The sequence below is a fragment of the Sideroxydans sp. CL21 genome (assembly GCF_902459525.1).
Classification (GTDB): domain Bacteria; phylum Pseudomonadota; class Gammaproteobacteria; order Burkholderiales; family Gallionellaceae; genus Sideroxyarcus.
Genome location: NZ_LR699166.1, coordinates 3,091,716 through 3,110,478, shown reverse-complemented (window position 1 = coordinate 3,110,478; position 18,763 = coordinate 3,091,716). Strand labels below are relative to the sequence as shown.

Genomic DNA, 18,763 nt, shown 5'->3' with positions numbered 1-18,763 from the left:
TTGCTGCCGCTGCCATCAGGGCATCGCTTGGTCTGCACTGGGCGTCCAAGCCAATAAAACAGGGTGCTTTTCGATTGGTTACCATCTGGCACGGGTTCTGCTAATATCCATTCGCACACCTTGTGTGTAGCCCGCAAAGGCAACAATAATTTATTCTTAAGGAGCTCAATATGAAACAAGTTCAGAAAGGTTTCACCCTGATCGAGCTGATGATCGTGGTTGCGATCATTGGTATTCTGGCGGCGGTGGCGATTCCGGCGTATCAGGACTATGTGGTCAAGGCCAAGCTGTCCAAAGTGCAATCGACGATGGACTCGATTAAGTTGGCGCTGGCGATGTACTACCAGGAAAATGGAAGCTTTCCTCTTGGTACAGCCACTCAGGTAACGAATCCTGGTACAGCTGGTACAACCGAAGCAGTTGGAGCTACGGATGTTTGGACATCAATAGGTTTGAGTACGTTTCCCACGCTGCCTCCGGAAGTGTCGGCTCTTGATTACAATACCAATGCGCTGGGGGACTCCTTTGCTTTGACCCTGACCATTGCGACTGGCAAGATCAAAGCAGGTACGATTGACGGCGCCAAAATTACCATTACTCCGTCAATTGGAGTTCCTGCCGGTGGACCTCCGCCCGCTACTGCTGCAGGTACGTCCGTTGTTGGCACAGCGATAGTATGGCATTACGCATGTTCCTTAACTGGGGGTACCATTGATCCGATTCTGACCAAGTACTTCAACAATGCAGGTGTTGCTTGCACCGCAACCTCGGCGTAAGTTGTACTATGTTGCACGCAAACCCCTCTTCGGAGGGGTTTGTTTTTTGTGGAAACGATCCATGTTAAAGCGTACAACCTTGTTTGATTATTTCCGGAATCGCGACCGGGCGTGGTTGCTTTCATTGCTGGCGACGGTATGCCTTGTTTACCTGCCGTTTCTCGGTAACCCGTTTTTTTTCGATGACCTGACTTTTTTCATGAATGGCATACCCGGACATTATGCCCAGGCCGGATTCCATTTCGATTTGCGCTGGTTTCCTTACGCCACATTAGGCTGGACGGCTGCACTCTTCAGCGATGTAGTGCCGCATTTATTTCATCTGGGCAATTTGCTGCTGCATGCGGCAAATGTCATTTTATTGTTCTACCTGCTGCGTCAACTGATCTGCGCCGTGTTTCCCGATCGCCATGAGTCATCAATGATGATTTGGGGCGCCTGGCTGGGTGCGCTGCTCTTTGCGCTGCATCCTGTCGCAGTCTACGCGGTGGGTTATGTGGTGCAGCGCAGCATCCTGATGGCGACATTGTTCGCCTTGCTGACGCAGATGGCATATTTGCGCGGCTTGCTGACAGGGCAGATGCGCTGGCTCGTGCTGGCGGTGTTGTGTTATTTCCTTGCGGTTTTTTCAAAAGAACACAGCGTGCTGACGCCTTTGGTATTGGCAGCACTTACCCCGTTGCTGGGTGAAAGAAATATCGCTTCAAAACGTGTGTTATGGGTAACGTGGAGTGCGTTCTTGCTTGTGGCTGTGTTGGTAACCCTGAGAGCGCGCGGCATATTCGGTGCGCCTTACGAACCGATGGCGGCGGAATTGTTCGAACAGCAGGGCGTATTGGCGGGAACGCCCATGTTGCATCTGCTGAGCGTATTGACACAGGCAGGACTGTTCTTCAAATACCTGTTGTTGTGGTTGCTGCCCAATGTGTCATGGATGTCGGTGGATATGCGCGAGCCTTTCATTGCCAGTTGGGCTGACTGGAGCGCCTGGGTCGGATTTTTCGCATTCATTGTCTACGGTGTGACAGCGTTTCGCTTGTTGTTGCGTGGCGGCACGAAGGGATTGATTGGATTCGCTTTGCTCTATCCCTGGTTGCAGTTCGGTGTGGAACTTGTCGGGATTCGCGTGCAGGAGCCCTTTGTACTTTATCGCAGCTACTTGTGGATGCCGGGGCTGGCGCTGTTGATTCCTTTGTTGCTATTACAGCTTCAGCAACGAAGAGCAATTCTGATTCTGGTTCTGGGCTGTGTGGCAATTCTGTTTATCGCCTTGGCATGGAATCGCTTATGGGTGTTCGGCGACAAATTTCGCTTATGGAACGATGCGGCGTTGTTGTTGAAGAATGAATCAATGGCGGGCGCAGACCGAATATTTTTTAACCGTGGTCAGGGTTTGATGGAAGAACAGAAATGGGAAGAAGCTGCCAGGGACTTTGAGCGTTCCGTGGCGATCAGCCCTCAGCTTGAGCCGGTTCGCTACAACTTGGGAATGGCATACAGCGAAGCCGGGCGTTATCAGGAGGCGGTGGATCAATTCGAGGCTGCGATTTCGATTCAACCGAATGATGGGCGAGCCTATTTTGCCGAAGGTATAGCGTTAAAACATTTACATCGCAATGAAGAAGCCACTAAAAAATTGGAACAAAGTTGCAAATTAAATAATTTCGCGGCCTGTTTGCTGATTTCAGCTCATCAAGGGGGCAAGGAATAAGCTGACATTAAAAATAATATACAAACAAATACTTAAGTGAAATTGAAAATATTTTAACTTTTTTTAAAAATTTCCCTAAAGTTTTCAAAATGCCTGCCGATACACTATCTGTACAAGCGAAAGCGTCCCCTCGCGAAGCTTGGTACCCGAGGAGCACCCTTATTGGCCTTATATCCAATAAGGGTGCTTCTGCTTTTTTTGTAAGTCATTTTCCTACAAGATAATCAGAAGTCGTCGGATATTTTCCTTGGATTTTCTCCCCGAGAATGCAACCGTCGTAACAAGACATCACACTGTTTAAGCGAGGGGACTGCTATGAACATGAAGCAAATGCATGAAGAAATAAAGGAAACCAATCTCTCTTATATGCTGTTGGCTCAGCAAATGATACGCGACGACAAGGCCAGCGCGATTTTTCGTCTCGGGGTAAGCGAGGAACTGGCCGACCTGCTCGTCGGGCTTTCTTCGGCACAGATGCTCAAAATGGCCGCGTCTAATATGTTGCTGTGCCGCTTCCGTTTCGACGAGCGTTTGCTGCTGAATATGGTCACTGACTACAACAAGGACAGGATGATGTCGCAGGCGCATGCCGCCATCCTGATGTCAGGCCAACCTGCGGAAGCGTTGGTTCTCTGAGCGATAGGGTGGGAGCGATGCGAAACAAGAGCGTAGTGAACGAGGCGCGTGAGATACAGATATCCGTCGAGCTTATTGAATTGGGTGCGCGCCTCCAGTTGCTGCAAGAAGAAACGGGGCTGAGCCGGGAGCGTCTGTTGAGGCTCTACAAGGAGGTCAAGGGGGAATCACCTTCCAAAGGCATGCTGCCGTACTCGACGGACTGGTTCATGAGCTGGTTGCCCAATATTCATTCCTCTTTATTCATGGGCATCCATCATTATCTGCTGAAGAATGCCAATGTTTCGGGCGTCGAAGCATTGATCAAAAGTTACCGCTTGTACCTTGAACAGGTGGCGGTCACCACGGGAGAGAATGTTTTGAGCATTACCCGTGCATGGTTCCTGATTCGTTTTTTCGAGGCAAAGATGTTGCAACTAACGGAATGCAAAGAGTGCGGCGGTCATTTCGTCGTGCACACCAACGAGCTTTGCGATAGTTACAACTGCGGCATCTGCCGCCCTCCTTCGCGAGCCGGGAAAACGAAAAAAGCCGCGCAAGGCGAAGCAGCAGTCGCCTAAAGTTATCACATCACGCGCCGCTACTACTGACGAGTAGGTATCATCAGCAGTAGCGGCGTTGTTGCGTCCTGAATCGCTGAAAAGCTGAAATGCCGGCGAATTTGTGCCCTGTTTCATTCATAAGCAGGGTACCTAAATGCTACGATGCCATCGTAAATTGGAAAAAGTGTCGATTCAAGGGAGCAAATTATGCTGGTGATCGTTGGATATTTGGTTGTCTTGGGCTCTGTGTTTGGCGGTTTTGCCCTGGCTGGCGGACATCTGGCCGCACTGTTGCAGCCGTTGGAGTTGTTGATGATTGGCGGCGGTGCTTTGGGTGCCTTCTTTGTGGGTAACACCATGAAGGCGGTGAAAGCAACGTTTAAGGATATTCCTTCCGTATTTAAAGGTTCCAAGTACAACAAAGAGAGTTACATGGAACTGATGGCGCTGATGTACGAACTGCTGGGCAAAGTTCGTAAAGAAGGACTGATGTCCATCGAAGGTGATGTCGAAAATCCGCATGAGAGTCCCGTGTTCGCCAAGTATCCAAAGATACTTGCAGATCATCATGTGGTCGAATTCATGACTGATTACCTGCGCATTATGGTCAGCGGTAATTTGAATGCCATGGAAATCGAGAATCTGATGGATGTTGAGATAGAAACGCATCACCACGAATCAATGGTGTCGTCGCACGTGATCGCCAAACTGGGCGACGGTATGCCGGCGTTCGGTATCGTCGCCGCAGTGATGGGCGTAGTACACACCATGGAATCGGTGGGCATCCCGCCAGCCGAATTGGGCATGCTGATCGCGCACGCCTTGGTGGGAACTTTCCTCGGGATTTTGCTGGCATATGGTTTCGTCGGTCCGCTGGCCGGTCTGCTGGAGCAAAAGGCCGAAGAGGGCAGCAAGATGTTGCAGGCCATCAAGCTTGTTTTGCTAGCCAATTTGAATGGCTACGCACCAGCTATGGCAGTGGAATTTGGCCGCAAGGCGCTGAACTCGACCGAACGCCCCGGGTTCAACGAACTGGAAGATCATGTCAAACAGAAACGCTAATCGTTAACAATAACAATAAAGTCGATAGAACCGAATCATGGCGAACGAAGACAAAAGACCCATCGTCATCAAGCGCATCAAAAAGGTGGCAGGCGGTCATCATGGCGGTGCGTGGAAGATTGCTTATGCCGACTTCGTGACGGCGATGATGGCGTTCTTCCTGCTGATGTGGCTGCTGGGATCGACTGCCAAGGGCGATCTCAACGGTATTTCCGAATACTTCAAAACGCCACTGAAAGTGGCATTGATGGGCGGAACAGGGAGCGGCGATAGTTCCAGCATCATTAAGGGCGGCGGGCAGGACCTCACGCGCAGCGTGGGGCAAGTCAAATCGGGCGAGTTGCCACCGGAAAAAAAGATCATCAACCTCAAGGCGACGCGTGAAGAATTTCTGCGCCTGGAGCGTAAAAAGGAGCTCGAAAAACTCAAGGATCTGAAAGCCAACCTTGAAAAAATGATCGATGCGGATTCCAAGCTGAAGAAATTCAAGGACCAGATCCTGCTCGACCTGACCTCCGAAGGCCTGCGTGTTCAAATTGTGGACGAAAAAAATCGCCCCATGTTCAAGAGCGGCAGCGCCGAATTGGAACCCTATACCAAGGACATCTTGCGTGCGATCGGCAATGTGCTTAACGAAATGCCGAACAAGGTCAGCCTGTCCGGGCATACCGATGCACAGCCATATGTGACTGCGGACGGCCGGTACAGCAACTGGGAGTTGTCGGCCGATCGCGGCAATGCTTCGCGCCGCGAACTGATCAAAGGCGGTCTGGCCGATGACAAGATCGTGCGCGTGGTCGGCCTGTCGTCGGCCGTACTGTTCGACAAAGCACAACCGCTCAATCCCATCAATCGCCGCATCAGCATCATCGTGATGAACAAAAAAGCAGAAGAAGCCGCCCTGAAAGACGGTGGCAGCGTTGATATCGATGCGGAAACGGGGGATCCACTCGATGCCTTGCAACCAGATGCGGCATCCGGTGTGACGGGTACTGCCTCGGCATCAGCGGCTGCGGCCGCGCAAGGTTTGCCGGAATCTGCTGTTAATTCAGCCCAGCCGTCTGTCCTACACTAAAGAATAATAACCACTGGCCGCTATGGAATATATGGCATGCATATAACTAGAGTAGGGAAGCCAGGGTAATGAAATGAACAAGTGGTGGAGCAGGCTTTCACTAAAGAACAAGCTACAGATTCCTATCCAGCTTATCCTGATAGTTGTTTTGACTATGGCGCAAGTGACAGCGCCAGGCAAGTTCGAGGAGCAAGTGCTGGAGTTGCGATTCATCCGCAACAAGCCGGTACAAGATCAATTCGGCCTCGGCATGTCATCCGAGCTACCGGCGGACGATCAGGATCGGCTGGCACTTTCTTCCGCAAGGCAGCAAAAAGAATTTCTGGAAAAGAACGGAATGCATGCATTGCGCGTGGTCGTTCCTTTCATCGCCAGTAAAGAGTTTCGGGGCACAAACCGCCTGATGTCCCATACAGGGCCGGCAGGCTCGGTGAACGGTGCGGCCAGTATCATGCTGGATACCAGTGACGAATGTGCCGTGGTGGAGCGCGCCAACCGGTGGCAGCAAAGCCTGCAAGAGATGATGCAGGAACTGGAGTGCGTGGGAAGCTCGGTGCAGGAGATTGCCACCGATGTGGGCAAGTTCGTCAACAACACCCAGAGCAATACCAATATGACGCAGCAAGTGCGCGAGATCGCAGAGCAGACCAATTTGCTGGCGTTGAATGCGGCGATTGAGGTGGCACGAGCGGGCAATCAAGGTCGCGGCTTCGCAGTGGTCGCCGACGAGGTGCGCAAGCTGGCGAAGAAATCCGCGCAATCCGCGCTGCAGATCGATGAAGTAACCCAGGAACTTGGCGCGCAGTCGGGACGGGTTGAAAAAACCGTACAACGGGGCCTGGCTGCCTTGCAAGGCAGCCAGGCGCACATCAGGGAGGTTGCGGCCGTTCTGGTCGAAGCCAATACGTCCGTAGACGGTGTGAACAGCGGCCAAGCGAATATTTCCGGCTCGATCAACGAACAGCGCGATGCTAGCCGGGAGATCACCAGCAACGTTGACCAGATCGCCAACATGGCCGGCAGTAGCAACGAGATAGTCAAGCGCACCGTCAATGCCGTGAAATCGATGGAAGCGCTGGCTGCAAATTTGAACATGACCATCGGACATTTCAAGGTTTGATGGACACCGCTAACGGAAGATCAGGCTGAATAGGTAAACAAAATGAGCGAATGGTGGAGCAGTCTCTCGATCAAGAATAAATTGCAGATTCCCATCCAGCTGATTCTGCTGGTAGTGATGATTGCCGCCCAACGCTGGGCATTCGATCGTTATGAAATGCGCGTGCTGGAAGACGCCAGGAATCGTGCGGTGATACCGGCGGACGGCGTATTCAACGGCCTGAACATGATGATGTTGAACGGGACTATATCGGATGTCGAACAGCGGAAACTGTTCGTCAAGAAGATGGCTGCATCCAGCAAAGCGGAAGACTTGCGCGTCATACGCGGCAATCCGGTACAGACTCAGTTCGGTCCGGGCGTGACCGAGGAACAGGCCAAAGACGAGCTGGATCGTGTGGCATTGAGTAGTGGTATGCAGCAAAATGAAATTACCGAAAGAGACGGCAAGCGTATCTTGCGCGTGGTTCAACCGATCATCGCTTCAAAAGACTTCCGCGGTACCGGAACAAACTGCCTGCAATGCCATACGGTGGAGGACGGTGCTGTGATGGGTGCAGTGACCGTGAGCCTGGATATGACCGGCGAATACGAGGCGATGAACAAAGCCAGTGCGATGTTGTGGATCGGACAGGCCCTGGTACAGTTGGTATTGTTCTTCGTCATTGGCTGGCTGATTAATCAGGTGACGCGCCCGACGCGGGAATTGCAGCAAATCATGCTGGCGATGCAGACCGACGGCGATTTGTCCCGGCGCGTCTCGGTCCACAGCAAGGATGAGGTCGGCCAGACTGCCGTGGCGTTCAATGCCCTGATCGATAGTTTTTCCGCCATCATCCGGCAAGTGCTGGACGGCGTGGACAAGATCAACAAGACCACCAGCCACATCGCCGCAACTTCAACGGAAGTGGCAGACGGTTCGCGCGCGCAAAGCGATGCGGTTTCATCTACCGCTGCGGCAGTGGAGGCGGTTACGGTGAGTATCAATTCGGTCGCCGAGAACACCAATGAAGTACGAGGGCTGTCGGAAAAAAGTCTGCAGCAGACCGAGCAGGGCAATCGCAGCGTAGACGAGATGGTGCATGAGATACAAAGCATCGAAAATGCAGTGCAACAGATCGCATCGGCTGCCAGCGAGTTTGTCGAAAGTGCGCGCACCATTGCCAGCATGACGCAGCAAGTGAAAGACATTGCCAACCAGACCAATTTGCTGGCATTGAATGCCGCCATCGAAGCGGCCCGTGCCGGCGAGCAGGGTCGCGGCTTCGCCGTGGTGGCGGACGAAGTGCGCAAGCTGGCGGAAAAATCCGCGCAATCGGCCAGCGAAATAGACATGGTAACCAGCAAGCTGGATGAGAAATCGTTGCGCGTGGAGCAAGCCATTGCATCCGGCGTGCAGTCCCTGCAAACCACGCACAAGCATGTCGAATTGATGGCCGCAGTGTTGAACGAGGCCGGTGCGGCCGTGAAGGAGTCGAACGTGGGGATCGGCGAGATCGCCGTATCTGTAGGTGAGCAAGGTGTTGCAAGCAACGAGATCACTCACCATATCGAACAGATTGCCAGAATGGCCGAGAAAAATCATGCGGCCATCGAACAAACGACACATGATATTAGCGATTTGGAACGCATGGGTGTCGAGCTGCAGCGTGCCGTTGTACGATTCAAAGTATAAAAAAGAGATTCGGGTCTGATACCCTTTCGCTGGATATTGTGCAGCTGAATAAGGTTACATGAGAGCTGCAAAGAGCAGCCGGTCAAATTGAGATTTAGACTCCAATCCTGGGAGGAAATTTGCAAAACAAGAACGCTTATTTGTCGCAAAAGGAAGTGCCGTTCCCGGCGGGGATAGTATTGGTCTCGAAGACCGATACCAAGGGCATCATCACCTATTGCAACGAAGCGTTCGTGAACATCTCCGGCTATTCGCGCGAGGAGTTGCTCGGCAAAAGCCACAACATCGTGCGTCATCCCGACATGCCGCCGCAAGCTTTCAAGTGGTTGTGGGATGAGGTTAAAGCGGGTAGACCTTGGCGCGGTGTAGTCAAGAACCGCTGCAAAAACGGGGACCATTACTGGGTACGTGCCACCGTTGCTCCTTTTGTCGAGCAAGGCAAGATCACGGGATATGTATCGATACGCAGGGCGCCGAGCCGCGGGCAGGTGGCCGAAGCGGAGACATTGTATCGTGAGCTGAACCAGACCGGCGCCCAGGTCGTTTCCAGATACGAGCGATACAAATTCAAGAATTGGTCGCTGATTTCCAAGTTGCAGTTTCTGATCCAGACGACGCTGTTGATCATGTTGTCTGCGGCGCAACTTTTCGTTTCCGATAATATGCGCGAAGAATCGAAGACGCAGGCAGAGGAGAAAGGTGCGCAGATCGCCGACGAGATCATTGACGGCTTCAACATGTTGATGGTGACGGGGCAGATCGGAGAAGTCAGCAACCGTGAACTTCTCATCCGCAAGTTTGGCTCGGGCGTGAACATCAAGTCGGCGAAGATATTGCGCGCCAAACCGGTGATCGATCTTTATGGGGCGGGGCTGCCGCAAGAGCGGGTCGAGGACGATGCTCAGCGCCAGGCACTCGATACCCGGAAACCCGTTGCGATATTCGGCAAAGACGAGCAGGGCGCCCAATTCCTGCGGGTCATCACTCCCTACATGGCGAGCAAGAATTTTCACGGTACCGATTGCAGCGGTTGCCATCAGGCCCAGGAGGGCACGATTCTCGGTGCATCGGATGTGGTGATTGACTTAAAACCGGATTACGACCGTATCCACCATATGGAATTGCAGACCATTGCGGGCCAGGTCGCATTGCATGTGTTCCTGTTTTTCTTTATCGGTTTTTGCGTAAAGCGCTATGTGCGCCAGCCGGCCGATATGGTCAGGGCGGAATTCAAGCACATCATGGAAGGCAATCTGGATAACGAGTTGGATATTTCCACCCGGGACGAGATGGGTATGCTGTTATGCGAGATACAGACCATGCAGTCCTACTTGCGCACCATGATGGATGAAATTGTTTCTTCGGTGAAAAATATGCGGGAACACATCAAGGGTGTGGATGAAAAGGTGAACGGAGTAGCGAACAATGCGATGACCGAACAGGACCATATTCAGCAGATCGCTGCTACCATGGAGCAGTTCAGCCAGTCTGTTGCCGAAGTGGCCAATATGGCGGCAGATTCGCTTGGCGACGTCAAAACGATGCGCCTGATCGTAGATGAAAACAGCCGCAACATGGAACTTAGCATCGTGGCGACCGGGAAGGTGGCAAACACCGTCCAGTCATCCAGCAAAATCATCGTCGACCTGGGTGAGTCCATCCGGCGTATCGGTGCGATCGCCAACACGATCAAGGAGATTGCCGACCAAACCAACTTGCTGGCTTTGAACGCGGCTATCGAAGCGGCTCGCGCCGGTGAGCAGGGACGCGGTTTTGCGGTGGTGGCAGACGAAGTGCGCAAGTTGGCGGAACGTACAACGGCCAGTACCAAGGATATCGCCCAAACTATCGCCGAGATCAATGCGGTTTCCGATTCGGCGGTGAAATCGATGCAGACCGCGGTGACAGAGGTCGAAGGCGGCATCACGCTGATACGCCGGAACGGCGAAGGTTTGAAGCAGATCATGAGCGCCACGCAAAATGTTTCCGGGCGGGTCGATCATATCGCCACTGCTTCCAAGGAGCAGTCTGCGGCGGGTGAAAGCGTGGCTCAGAGTCTGGAACGCATCGCCGGGTTGGTGGACAATAATACCCACTCTGTACAAGATGCCAAATCTGCCGCTGAAGAATTGGCAAAATCTGCCGATGAACTGAGTAAGGCGGGATATCCGTTAACCAAATGTGCTGTTGGCAAATGAAATCAGGGGGGCAGGGACATCTGTCCCGGCCATCCGGAGGAGAGATACATGTCTGACCTGTTAAAGAACATCGATGCCCGAACCAAGCTGGCGGGCACCAACAAGCTGGAGATCCTGATGTTCACGCTCGGGTTGGACAAGCGTACCGGGCGCGAGGAGACCTACGGCATCAACGTGTTCAAGGTGCGCGAAGTGATGCGCATCCCGCCGATCACCCGTGCGCCGGAAATGCCGGACGCAGTGGAAGGTATGGTCAGCCTGCGCGGTGCACTGGTGCCGGTGATCGACTTGGCGAAATACGCGGGTATCGAGACGGACGAGAAGGCCGACATCATGATCGTCACCGAGTACAACGGCCACACGCAGGGATTCCTGGTCAAGGGGGTGGACAACATCCTGCGCCTGGACTGGTCGGCGATGCGCGTGCCGCCGGCGATGCTGGTGGCCCAAATGGGCGGTCTGGTGACAGCGATCACCGAACTGAAGGATGGCCGGCTGGTGATGATGATGGACGTTGAAAAGGTACTGTCCGAGACGGGGCATTTTGACGAAGACGAGATGATATTCAAGAGCGTGAAGCCGATAGGCAAGGATCGCACGGTGTTCTACGCCGACGACTCATCCGTGGCAAGGCATCAGATCCAGCGGACGCTGGATGCGATGGGGGTCAAATCCATCGCCGCCATCAACGGGCGCCAGGCATGGATCGAACTGTCGAAAATGGCCGATTATGCTGCCGCCTCCCATACTTCGATGAAGGATCTGGTGCAGGTCATTTTGACCGACGTCGAGATGCCGGAGATGGACGGATACATGCTGACGCGCAAGATCAAATCGGACAAGCGTTTTGCCGGTATCCCGGTATTGATGCATTCGTCCTTGTCCAGTACTTCCAACCAGCAGCTAGGCAAAGCGGTGGGTGTGGATGAATATGTGCCGAAGTTCGAGCCACAGAAACTGGCGCAGACGTTAACCCGGCTGTTGGCTTAAGGAGGAGCTGAAGATGACTTACGCACAAGACATGTTGAGTTCGGGTAACGACGGGATGCTGGAGCATATCGATGCCCGCACCAATCTGGCGGGAACCAACAAGATGGAAATCCTGCTGTTCAGCCTGGGCAGCAACGAGAAGTTCGGCATCAATGTGTTCAAGGTCAAGGAAGTGTGCCAGATCGGCAAGGTCACCCGCACGCCGAACATGCCGGGCGGGGTGGACGGTATCATCAGCCTGCGCGGCCATGTGATGCCGGTATTGAACTTGGCCAACTTCATGGGCATGAACCCCGAGATCAAGCATGAGACCATGCTGGTCGCCGAATTCAACCGCCATATTCTGGGGTTCCTGGTTGAGGGTGTCGACCGTATCATTCGCGTCGATTGGGACAAGGTTCATCCGACCGAAGGCATGCTTTCGGACAAGGGTGCGCTCATCACTGCCATCACGGAACTGGAAGACGGCTCGCTGGTGTCCATTCTGGATGTCGAACAGATACTGGCCGATGCCTTCGGCGAGGCAGTGGTCGGCAATGTCGAAAGGATCGAGTCGGAGCATGAACTGTGCGTCTTCTTTGCCGACGATTCGCTGGTGGCGCGCCGCAAGATCATCGAAGTGCTGGAAAAAATGGGTGTCAAGCATGTGCAATCGAACAACGGGCGCGAAGCCTGGGACAGGCTGAAAGCCATGGCGGATGCCGCACAGAGCGCGGGCGTTAATCTGCACGACCAGATACAGGCCATTCTCACCGACGCGGAAATGCCGGAGATGGACGGCTATGTGTTGACCCAGCACATCAAGGGCGATAGCCGTTTTGACGACATTCCTGTGGTGATGCATTCGTCCTTGTCGTCGGATGCGAACCGGGCCATGGGCAAACGTGTCGGGGTGGATTATTACGTATCGAAGTTCGATTCGATCGTACTGTCGTCAACGCTGCGCCCGTTATTGACTTAGGAGCGAGGGTACAGGACGCGGGATACGGGATTCGGGAAATGCAGCGCGCCGAGCATTGCTGAATCCGGTATCCAGAATCCCGTATCCTGAATTTAGGAGAAGGTGATGGGAATAGAAAATACAAAATTTCTGGTGGTGGACGATTTCTCCACGATGCGCCGCATCGTGCGGAATCTCCTCAAGGAGCTCGGTTTCGCCAACGTGCAAGAAGCGGAGGACGGTGTGGATGCACTGAACAAACTGCGCAGCGAGCCGTTCGATTTCGTGGTGTCTGACTGGAACATGCCGAACATGACCGGCATCGATCTGCTGCGAGCGATTCGTGCCGACGAGAGCCTGAAACATCTGCCGGTATTGATGGTGACGGCGGAAGCGAAGAAGGAGAACATCATCATGGCAGCACAGGCAGGGGCTTCCGGCTATGTGGTGAAACCGTTCACCGCAGTGACTCTGGACGAGAAGCTGAAGAAGATATTTGCAGCATTCCCGCAACTTAACAAGTGAGGCAGGTTATGGCTACCAATACTGCAACCCAGGATTCGGACGACCTCGAAGCGCTGTTCGACAGCATCATCGCGGCGAACGCAAATGAAGGCAAACCGGCAACAGTGACTGCAGCCAATTCCTCTGCGGCGGCAGGCGATGGCGACCCGACCAAGGTCATCAACCAGATCGGACACATGGCGCGCGCCTTGCACGACACGCTACGCGAGCTGGGCTTGAACAAGGAAATCGAAAAGGCTGCGTCGACCATTCCCGATGCGCGCGATCGTTTGAACTATGTGGCCACGCTGACCCAGCAAGCTGCCGAGCGCGTGCTGAACGCCACCGAAGCGGCGCAACCTGTGGTAGAAAAGATGGGCAGCGACGCTCAGCATCTGGCCAAACAATGGGATCTGCTGTTTGAAAAAAAGCTCGACGTTCCACAGTTCAAGGATCTGGTCACCCAGACCCATGCCTACCTGCATGAGACGCCCAGGCAGACCAGGGCAACCAATGCCAGGCTGACCGAGATCATGATGGCGCAGGACTTCCAGGACCTGACCGGCCAGGTCATCAAGAAGATCATTGAGCTGACACAGAACATGGAGCAGCAACTGCTGTCGCTGCTGCTGGAAAACGCGCCGGCTTCGGTGAAAGCGGAGATCAACAACAGCCTGTTGAACGGCCCGGTCATCAATGCGCAGGGGCGTTCCGATGTGGTGACCAGCCAGGATCAGGTGGACGATCTGCTGGAAAGTTTGGGGTTTTAAAATGAAGTTCAGCGACAGCAGATCGGCCATTCCTCCCGCACCAGACGGCTTCGCCGCGCCATGTCGGAACGGCTACCTGCTTGAGAGCTTGGGGTTTTAGGAATCAGGATGCGGGAGACAGGATACAGGGGGGCGTGCGGACTGGCCGTATCCTGTCTCCCGTATCCTGAATCCTGACAAGGAGACGGATATGAACGATTTCGTGGGAATGGAAGAGTTGTTGCAGGATTTTCTGATGGAGGCCGGAGACATGCTGTCCGATGTCGACAGCAAGTTGATGACGCTGGAAAAGAACCCCGGCGATGCCGCGCTCCTCAACGAAGTATTCCGCGGCTTTCACACCATCAAGGGCGGTGCGGGTTTCCTTAACGCATCCGAACTGGTGACGTTATGCCACCTGACCGAAAACCTGTTCGATAAATTGCGTAACAACGAACTGAAGCTGACTGCCGAATTGATGGACGTGATCTTTGCGGCTACCGCCGAGGTGCGCACGATGTTCAGCGCTTTGCAGCAAAGCCAGCAACCTGCCGCCGCGCCAGCAGTGGTGATACAGGCCTTGAAGGATGCCTTGAGTGGCAAGGCGGTCGCGGCAATATCCAAGGTTGCCGCCAAACCAGCCGCGGCGACATCGCCCGCACCGGTTGCAACTTCCCCTGCAGTGGCGGGAACGGACAATGTGGATTGGGATGCGTTGTACAACGCGATCACGGGCGGTAACGACATCGTCAAGGAGGTCGGCGCGACGCGCGATGAGGCAAAGATCGCCGAAGCGATCAACGAGGAAGAATCCACCAGGAAGGCCTTCGGCCGCCGTTCCACCGATGTGCCCGGCACGACCGTAGGGCGCCGTGCCGGAGATGTGCCGACTACCGAAGCAAAAGAAACGACCATCCGTGTCGATACCGACCGTCTGGACCAGGTGCTCAACCTGTCCGGCGAGATCGGCTTGACCAAGAACCGTCTTACCCACCTGCGTTCCGATATTCTGCAAGGCCACAACGACGCAGATACTTTGCGCGAACTGGATCAATCGGTCAGCCAGCTCGACATGCTGGTGGTCAGTCTGCAGAACGCCGTGATGAAGACGCGCATGCAACCCATCGGTCGCCTGTTCAAGAAATATCCGCGTCTGGCGCGCGATCTGGCACGCTCTCTGGGCAAGGACGTCGAACTGGTGCTGACCGGCGAAGAGACCGAAATGGACAAGACCATGATCGAAGACTTGAACGATCCGCTGGTGCACCTGGTGCGCAATGCCGTGGATCATGGCGTGGAAACGATAGAAGAACGGGTCGCCGCGGGCAAATCGGAAAAGAGCTTCGTCGAGCTCTCGGCACGCCAGGAAGGCGACCATATTCTCATCACCATCACCGATGACGGCAAGGGCATGCGACCGGAAGTGATACGCAACAAGGCGGTCGAGAAAGGACTGATCACCGCGGAAATTGCGAACACCCTGGACGAAAGCCGCTGCCTGGAATTGATCTTCCTGCCCGGTTTTTCGACCAAGGACGAGATATCCAGCGTGTCCGGTCGCGGCGTAGGCATGGATGTGGTGAAGACCAACATCCAGAAACTCAACGGCACGGTCAACATCAGTTCCGAAGCGGGCAAAGGTTCGACCATTTCCATCTCGCTGCCGCTGACGCTGGCAATTTTGCCGGTGCTGGTATTGAGGCTGGCCGACCAGTCGTTTGCCGTGCCGTTGTCGATGGTGCGCGAGATATTGCCGGTGACGCAGGGCGGTCTGCAAAAGGTCTCCGGCAAGGCAACCATGGTGGTGCGCGGGGAGGTGTTGCCGGTGTTGCCCCTGTCGCAGCTGATAGGCTGGGGCAGCAGCGATAAATCGGAAGTCGGCGTGCTGATGCAGTTCGGCAATAACAGCTTCATCCTGACTGCCGACGGCTTCGTCGGCCATGAAGACGTGGTGATCAAATCGCTGGATACCTTCCGTCCCAAAGGCGTGGCAGGCGTCACCATGTCGAGCGAAGGCGACATCGTGCTGATTCTGGACATCAAGGAATTGCTCAGCGACGTGCGCGGAACCTGAGATATTGGCCGGACAACCGGTTAAAATCGCTGCATGAACAATGCACACCCACGTGAATTCAACTTCACCGACTTGGATTTTCAGCGCATCCGCAAGCTGATCCACGAGCGCGCAGGTATCTCTCTGGGAGAGAACAAGCAGGAACTGGTGTATAGCCGTTTGGCGCGGCGGCTGCGTGCTACCGGCATCAAGAATTTTTCAGATTACCTGGATCATCTGCAGCGCGGAGATGCGGCGGAGTGGGAAGCCTTCACCAACTCCCTCACGACCAACCTCACTTCGTTCTTTCGCGAACCGCACCATTTTCCCCTGCTGGCCGAGCATCTGCGCAAACAGGGCAAGGGGAGGCCGCTGACACTGTGGTGTTCGGCATGCTCAACGGGAGAAGAAGCCTATTCAATGGCGATGACGGCGGTGGAAGCATTGGGAGGGTATGAGCGGCCGTTCCATATCATCGCTTCCGACCTGGATACCAAAGTGCTGGAAACCGCGCGTACTGGACGCTACAAGGCCGATGCTGTAGCCAGACTTCCTGCGCAACAGGTCGAACGTTTCTTTGTGCGCGGCACCGGCGAGCAGGCCGGTTTCGTGCAGGTGAAACCGGAGTTGCAGAAGAATATCGACTTCCGGCGCATCAATCTTCTGGACATGACATGGCCGATTCATTCGCCGCTGGATGCCATATTCTGCCGCAATGTCATGATCTATTTCGACAAGGACACGCAACTCTCCATACTCAGGAAGTTCGCCCCGCTATTGCGCAGCGACGGCCTGCTGTTTGCCGGGCATTCGGAGAATTTCTATCACGCCAGTGCATGGTTCAAGTTGCGCGGACATACTGTGTACGAACTGGCTGCACAGGACCAGCGGCGATGATGGGTGAGAAGATCATTGTGGTCGGATCTTCCACCGGGGGTACCGAGGCGCTCAAGGTATTCCTGTCGGGCATGCCTGAACGCTGCCCCGCCATCCTTATTTCCCAGCACATGCCGGAACTGTTCACCAAATCGTTCGCCGAACGTCTGGACAAGTTGTGCTCGATGCAGGTGACAGAGGCCGCGCAGCATGAAGACATTGTGGCGGGCCGTGTCTATCTTGCTCCCGGTCATTCCCATTTGTTGCTGGAGCGCGTCGCCGGGAAATACCGCACCGCGCTTAGCCAGGATCCGCCGGTGAATCGTCATCGCCCTTCGGTCGAAGTGCTGTTTCGATCCGCCGCCAAGTTGTTGGGGGCAAATGCCATCGGCGTGATGCTGACCGGCATGGGCAAGGACGGCGCAGCGGCGATGCTGGAGATGAAGCAGGCTGGCGCTTACAATTTTGCGCAGGACGAAGCCAGTTGTGTGGTGTTCGGCATGCCGCGCGAGGCCATCACGTTGGGCGCGGTGGACGAAATCGTGCCTTTGCCCAGGATGGCGGAGCGCGTGCTGGCGCGGCTTGCTCTGGCTAGATAAGCCATATTTTCCCCGCTGTTCAGCGGATTGGAATTCCTTCCGATGCCGATAATAGCCATGTGCAAAGGATTGTGCCATGGCCGAAGAAGACAGTGACTTAGAAAAAACAGAATCGCCCTCGCAGCGGCGCCTGGACCAGGCGCGCGAAGAAGGCCAGGTCGCGCGCTCGCGCGAGCTTTCCACCTTCGCCGTGCTGATGGCGGGCGGCGCCGGCATATGGCTGATGGGTTCTGCGCTTTCACAGCACCTGATCTCGTTAATTCGCGAGGGCCTGACGCTGGACACCGGACTGGCATTCCATACCGAACAACTGTTGCCGCGCCTCCATGAGCTGAGCATGGCGACATTGCTCGCTTTCCTGCCTCTGCTGGGACTAATGCTGCTGGTTGCGGTGTTCTCGCCCCTGCTGATGAACGGCTGGCTGTTCACGCTGGCACCCCTGCAGCCGAATTTCGGCAAACTCAATCCGCTCAGCGGCATCGGCCGCATGTTCTCCGTCAACAGCCTCATGGAACTGGCGAAGGCGATCGCCAAGTCGGTGGTGGTAGGCGGGGTGGGCGCCTGGGTGATCTGGCACAACAAGGAAGCAGTGCTGATGCTGGTGACCGAACCCCTCGCGCACGCCATCCCGCATTTGGGTAACCTGGTGTGGGGCAGCTTTGCGGCCATCATGGGCGGCATGCTGCTGATTGTGGCGGTGGATGTGCCGTTCCAGTTGTATGAGCACAACAAGAAACTGAAAATGACCAAGGAAGAGGTGCGCCAGGAAGCCAAGGAGACCGAGGGTGATCCGCAGGTCAAGCAGCGTATCCGCAGCATGCAGCGCGAAATGGCACGGCGCCGCATGATGGCGGAGATTCCGACCGCCGACGTGGTGGTGACCAACCCGACACACTTCTCCGTGGCGCTGAAATACAGCGATAACAAGATGCGCGCGCCGGTTGTAGTGGCGAAAGGCTCGCACCTGATGGCGGCTCGCATCAGGGAAATCGCGACAGAGAACAACGTGCCCATACTCGAAGCACCGCCCCTGGCGCGTGCACTGCACAAGCACTGCGAACTTGGGCAGGCCATTCCGGAAGCCCTGTATACCGCGGTGGCCGAAGTACTGGCCTATGTCTATCAACTGCGCCGCTACAAACAAGTGGGCGGTGTCTATCCGCAGGAGCCGCAAGAATTGCCGGTACCGAAAGACCTCGATCCGGCGAATGCAGCGTTATAGGCGTTTTGCCGACACGCCTGAATTGCCGCTGAAATC

General features: G+C 54.9%; 17 protein-coding genes and 1 pseudogene. All 18 read left to right on the top strand.

What is annotated here, in order from left to right; all coding sequences use genetic code 11:
- Window positions 1-170: 170 nt before the first annotated feature.
- Window positions 171-284 (top strand): annotated as a pseudogene (locus QOY30_RS18160) (pilin); the annotation flags it as partial.
- Window positions 285-308: 24 nt separating this feature from the next.
- Window positions 309-776, top strand: coding sequence for a hypothetical protein (locus tag QOY30_RS14770; protein WP_502958716.1), 468 nt, complete (start codon window positions 309-311; stop codon window positions 774-776).
- Window positions 777-837: 61 nt separating this feature from the next.
- On the top strand, window positions 838-2,487 hold the full coding sequence (locus QOY30_RS14765; protein WP_283745380.1) for a tetratricopeptide repeat protein: 1,650 nt from the start codon (window positions 838-840) through the stop codon (window positions 2,485-2,487).
- Between the two features lie 315 nt (window positions 2,488-2,802).
- Window positions 2,803-3,123 carry a flagellar transcriptional regulator FlhD gene (gene flhD / locus QOY30_RS14760; protein ID WP_283745379.1) on the top strand — a complete coding sequence of 107 codons (321 nt, stop codon included), beginning with the start codon at window positions 2,803-2,805 and terminating at the stop codon, window positions 3,121-3,123.
- A gap of 17 nt (window positions 3,124-3,140) precedes the next feature.
- Window positions 3,141-3,683 carry a flagellar transcriptional regulator FlhC gene (flhC, locus tag QOY30_RS14755; protein WP_283745378.1) on the top strand — a complete coding sequence of 181 codons (543 nt, stop codon included), beginning with the start codon at window positions 3,141-3,143 and terminating at the stop codon, window positions 3,681-3,683.
- A gap of 189 nt (window positions 3,684-3,872) precedes the next feature.
- Complete coding sequence (gene motA / locus QOY30_RS14750; protein ID WP_283745377.1) at window positions 3,873-4,727, top strand: flagellar motor stator protein MotA; 855 nt, start codon at window positions 3,873-3,875, stop codon at window positions 4,725-4,727.
- A gap of 37 nt (window positions 4,728-4,764) precedes the next feature.
- Window positions 4,765-5,802 (top strand): flagellar motor protein MotB, encoded by a 1,038-nt coding sequence (gene motB / locus QOY30_RS14745; RefSeq protein WP_283745376.1) that lies wholly within the window; start codon window positions 4,765-4,767, stop codon window positions 5,800-5,802.
- A 73-nt stretch (window positions 5,803-5,875) separates the two neighbouring features.
- Complete coding sequence (locus QOY30_RS14740; protein ID WP_283745375.1) at window positions 5,876-6,922, top strand: methyl-accepting chemotaxis protein; 1,047 nt, start codon at window positions 5,876-5,878, stop codon at window positions 6,920-6,922.
- Window positions 6,923-6,964: 42 nt separating this feature from the next.
- Window positions 6,965-8,596, top strand: a complete 1,632-nt coding sequence (locus tag QOY30_RS14735; RefSeq protein ID WP_283745374.1) for a methyl-accepting chemotaxis protein — start codon at window positions 6,965-6,967, stop codon at window positions 8,594-8,596.
- Window positions 8,597-8,715: 119 nt separating this feature from the next.
- Entirely contained in the window at window positions 8,716-10,794 is a 2,079-nt protein-coding gene (locus QOY30_RS14730; protein ID WP_283745373.1) for a methyl-accepting chemotaxis protein, read from the top strand.
- Between the two features lie 48 nt (window positions 10,795-10,842).
- Window positions 10,843-11,784 (top strand): chemotaxis protein, encoded by a 942-nt coding sequence (locus QOY30_RS14725; RefSeq protein WP_283745372.1) that lies wholly within the window; start codon window positions 10,843-10,845, stop codon window positions 11,782-11,784.
- Between the two features lie 13 nt (window positions 11,785-11,797).
- Window positions 11,798-12,745: a chemotaxis protein gene (locus QOY30_RS14720; protein ID WP_283745371.1), complete on the top strand. Its 948-nt coding sequence runs from the start codon at window positions 11,798-11,800 to the stop codon at window positions 12,743-12,745.
- Between the two features lie 105 nt (window positions 12,746-12,850).
- On the top strand, window positions 12,851-13,249 hold the full coding sequence (gene cheY / locus QOY30_RS14715; protein WP_283745370.1) for a chemotaxis response regulator CheY: 399 nt from the start codon (window positions 12,851-12,853) through the stop codon (window positions 13,247-13,249).
- An 8-nt stretch (window positions 13,250-13,257) separates the two neighbouring features.
- On the top strand, window positions 13,258-13,998 hold the full coding sequence (gene cheZ, locus QOY30_RS14710; RefSeq protein ID WP_283745369.1) for a protein phosphatase CheZ: 741 nt from the start codon (window positions 13,258-13,260) through the stop codon (window positions 13,996-13,998).
- A gap of 190 nt (window positions 13,999-14,188) precedes the next feature.
- The gene (locus QOY30_RS14705) at window positions 14,189-16,051 is read left to right on the top strand and encodes a chemotaxis protein CheA (RefSeq protein WP_283745368.1); all 1,863 of its coding nucleotides are present in this window, start codon (window positions 14,189-14,191) and stop codon (window positions 16,049-16,051) included.
- A 33-nt stretch (window positions 16,052-16,084) separates the two neighbouring features.
- Window positions 16,085-16,927, top strand: a complete 843-nt coding sequence (locus QOY30_RS14700; RefSeq protein ID WP_283745367.1) for a CheR family methyltransferase — start codon at window positions 16,085-16,087, stop codon at window positions 16,925-16,927.
- A complete protein-coding gene (locus QOY30_RS14695) occupies window positions 16,924-17,505 on the top strand; it encodes a CheB methylesterase domain-containing protein (protein ID WP_502958694.1) in 582 nt (193 codons plus the stop codon). Before QOY30_RS14700 ends, QOY30_RS14695 begins: the two co-directional genes overlap by 4 nt.
- Before the next feature lie 76 nt (window positions 17,506-17,581).
- Window positions 17,582-18,727, top strand: coding sequence for a flagellar biosynthesis protein FlhB (gene flhB, locus QOY30_RS14690; protein ID WP_283745366.1), 1,146 nt, complete (start codon window positions 17,582-17,584; stop codon window positions 18,725-18,727).
- Window positions 18,728-18,763 lie beyond the last annotated feature (36 nt).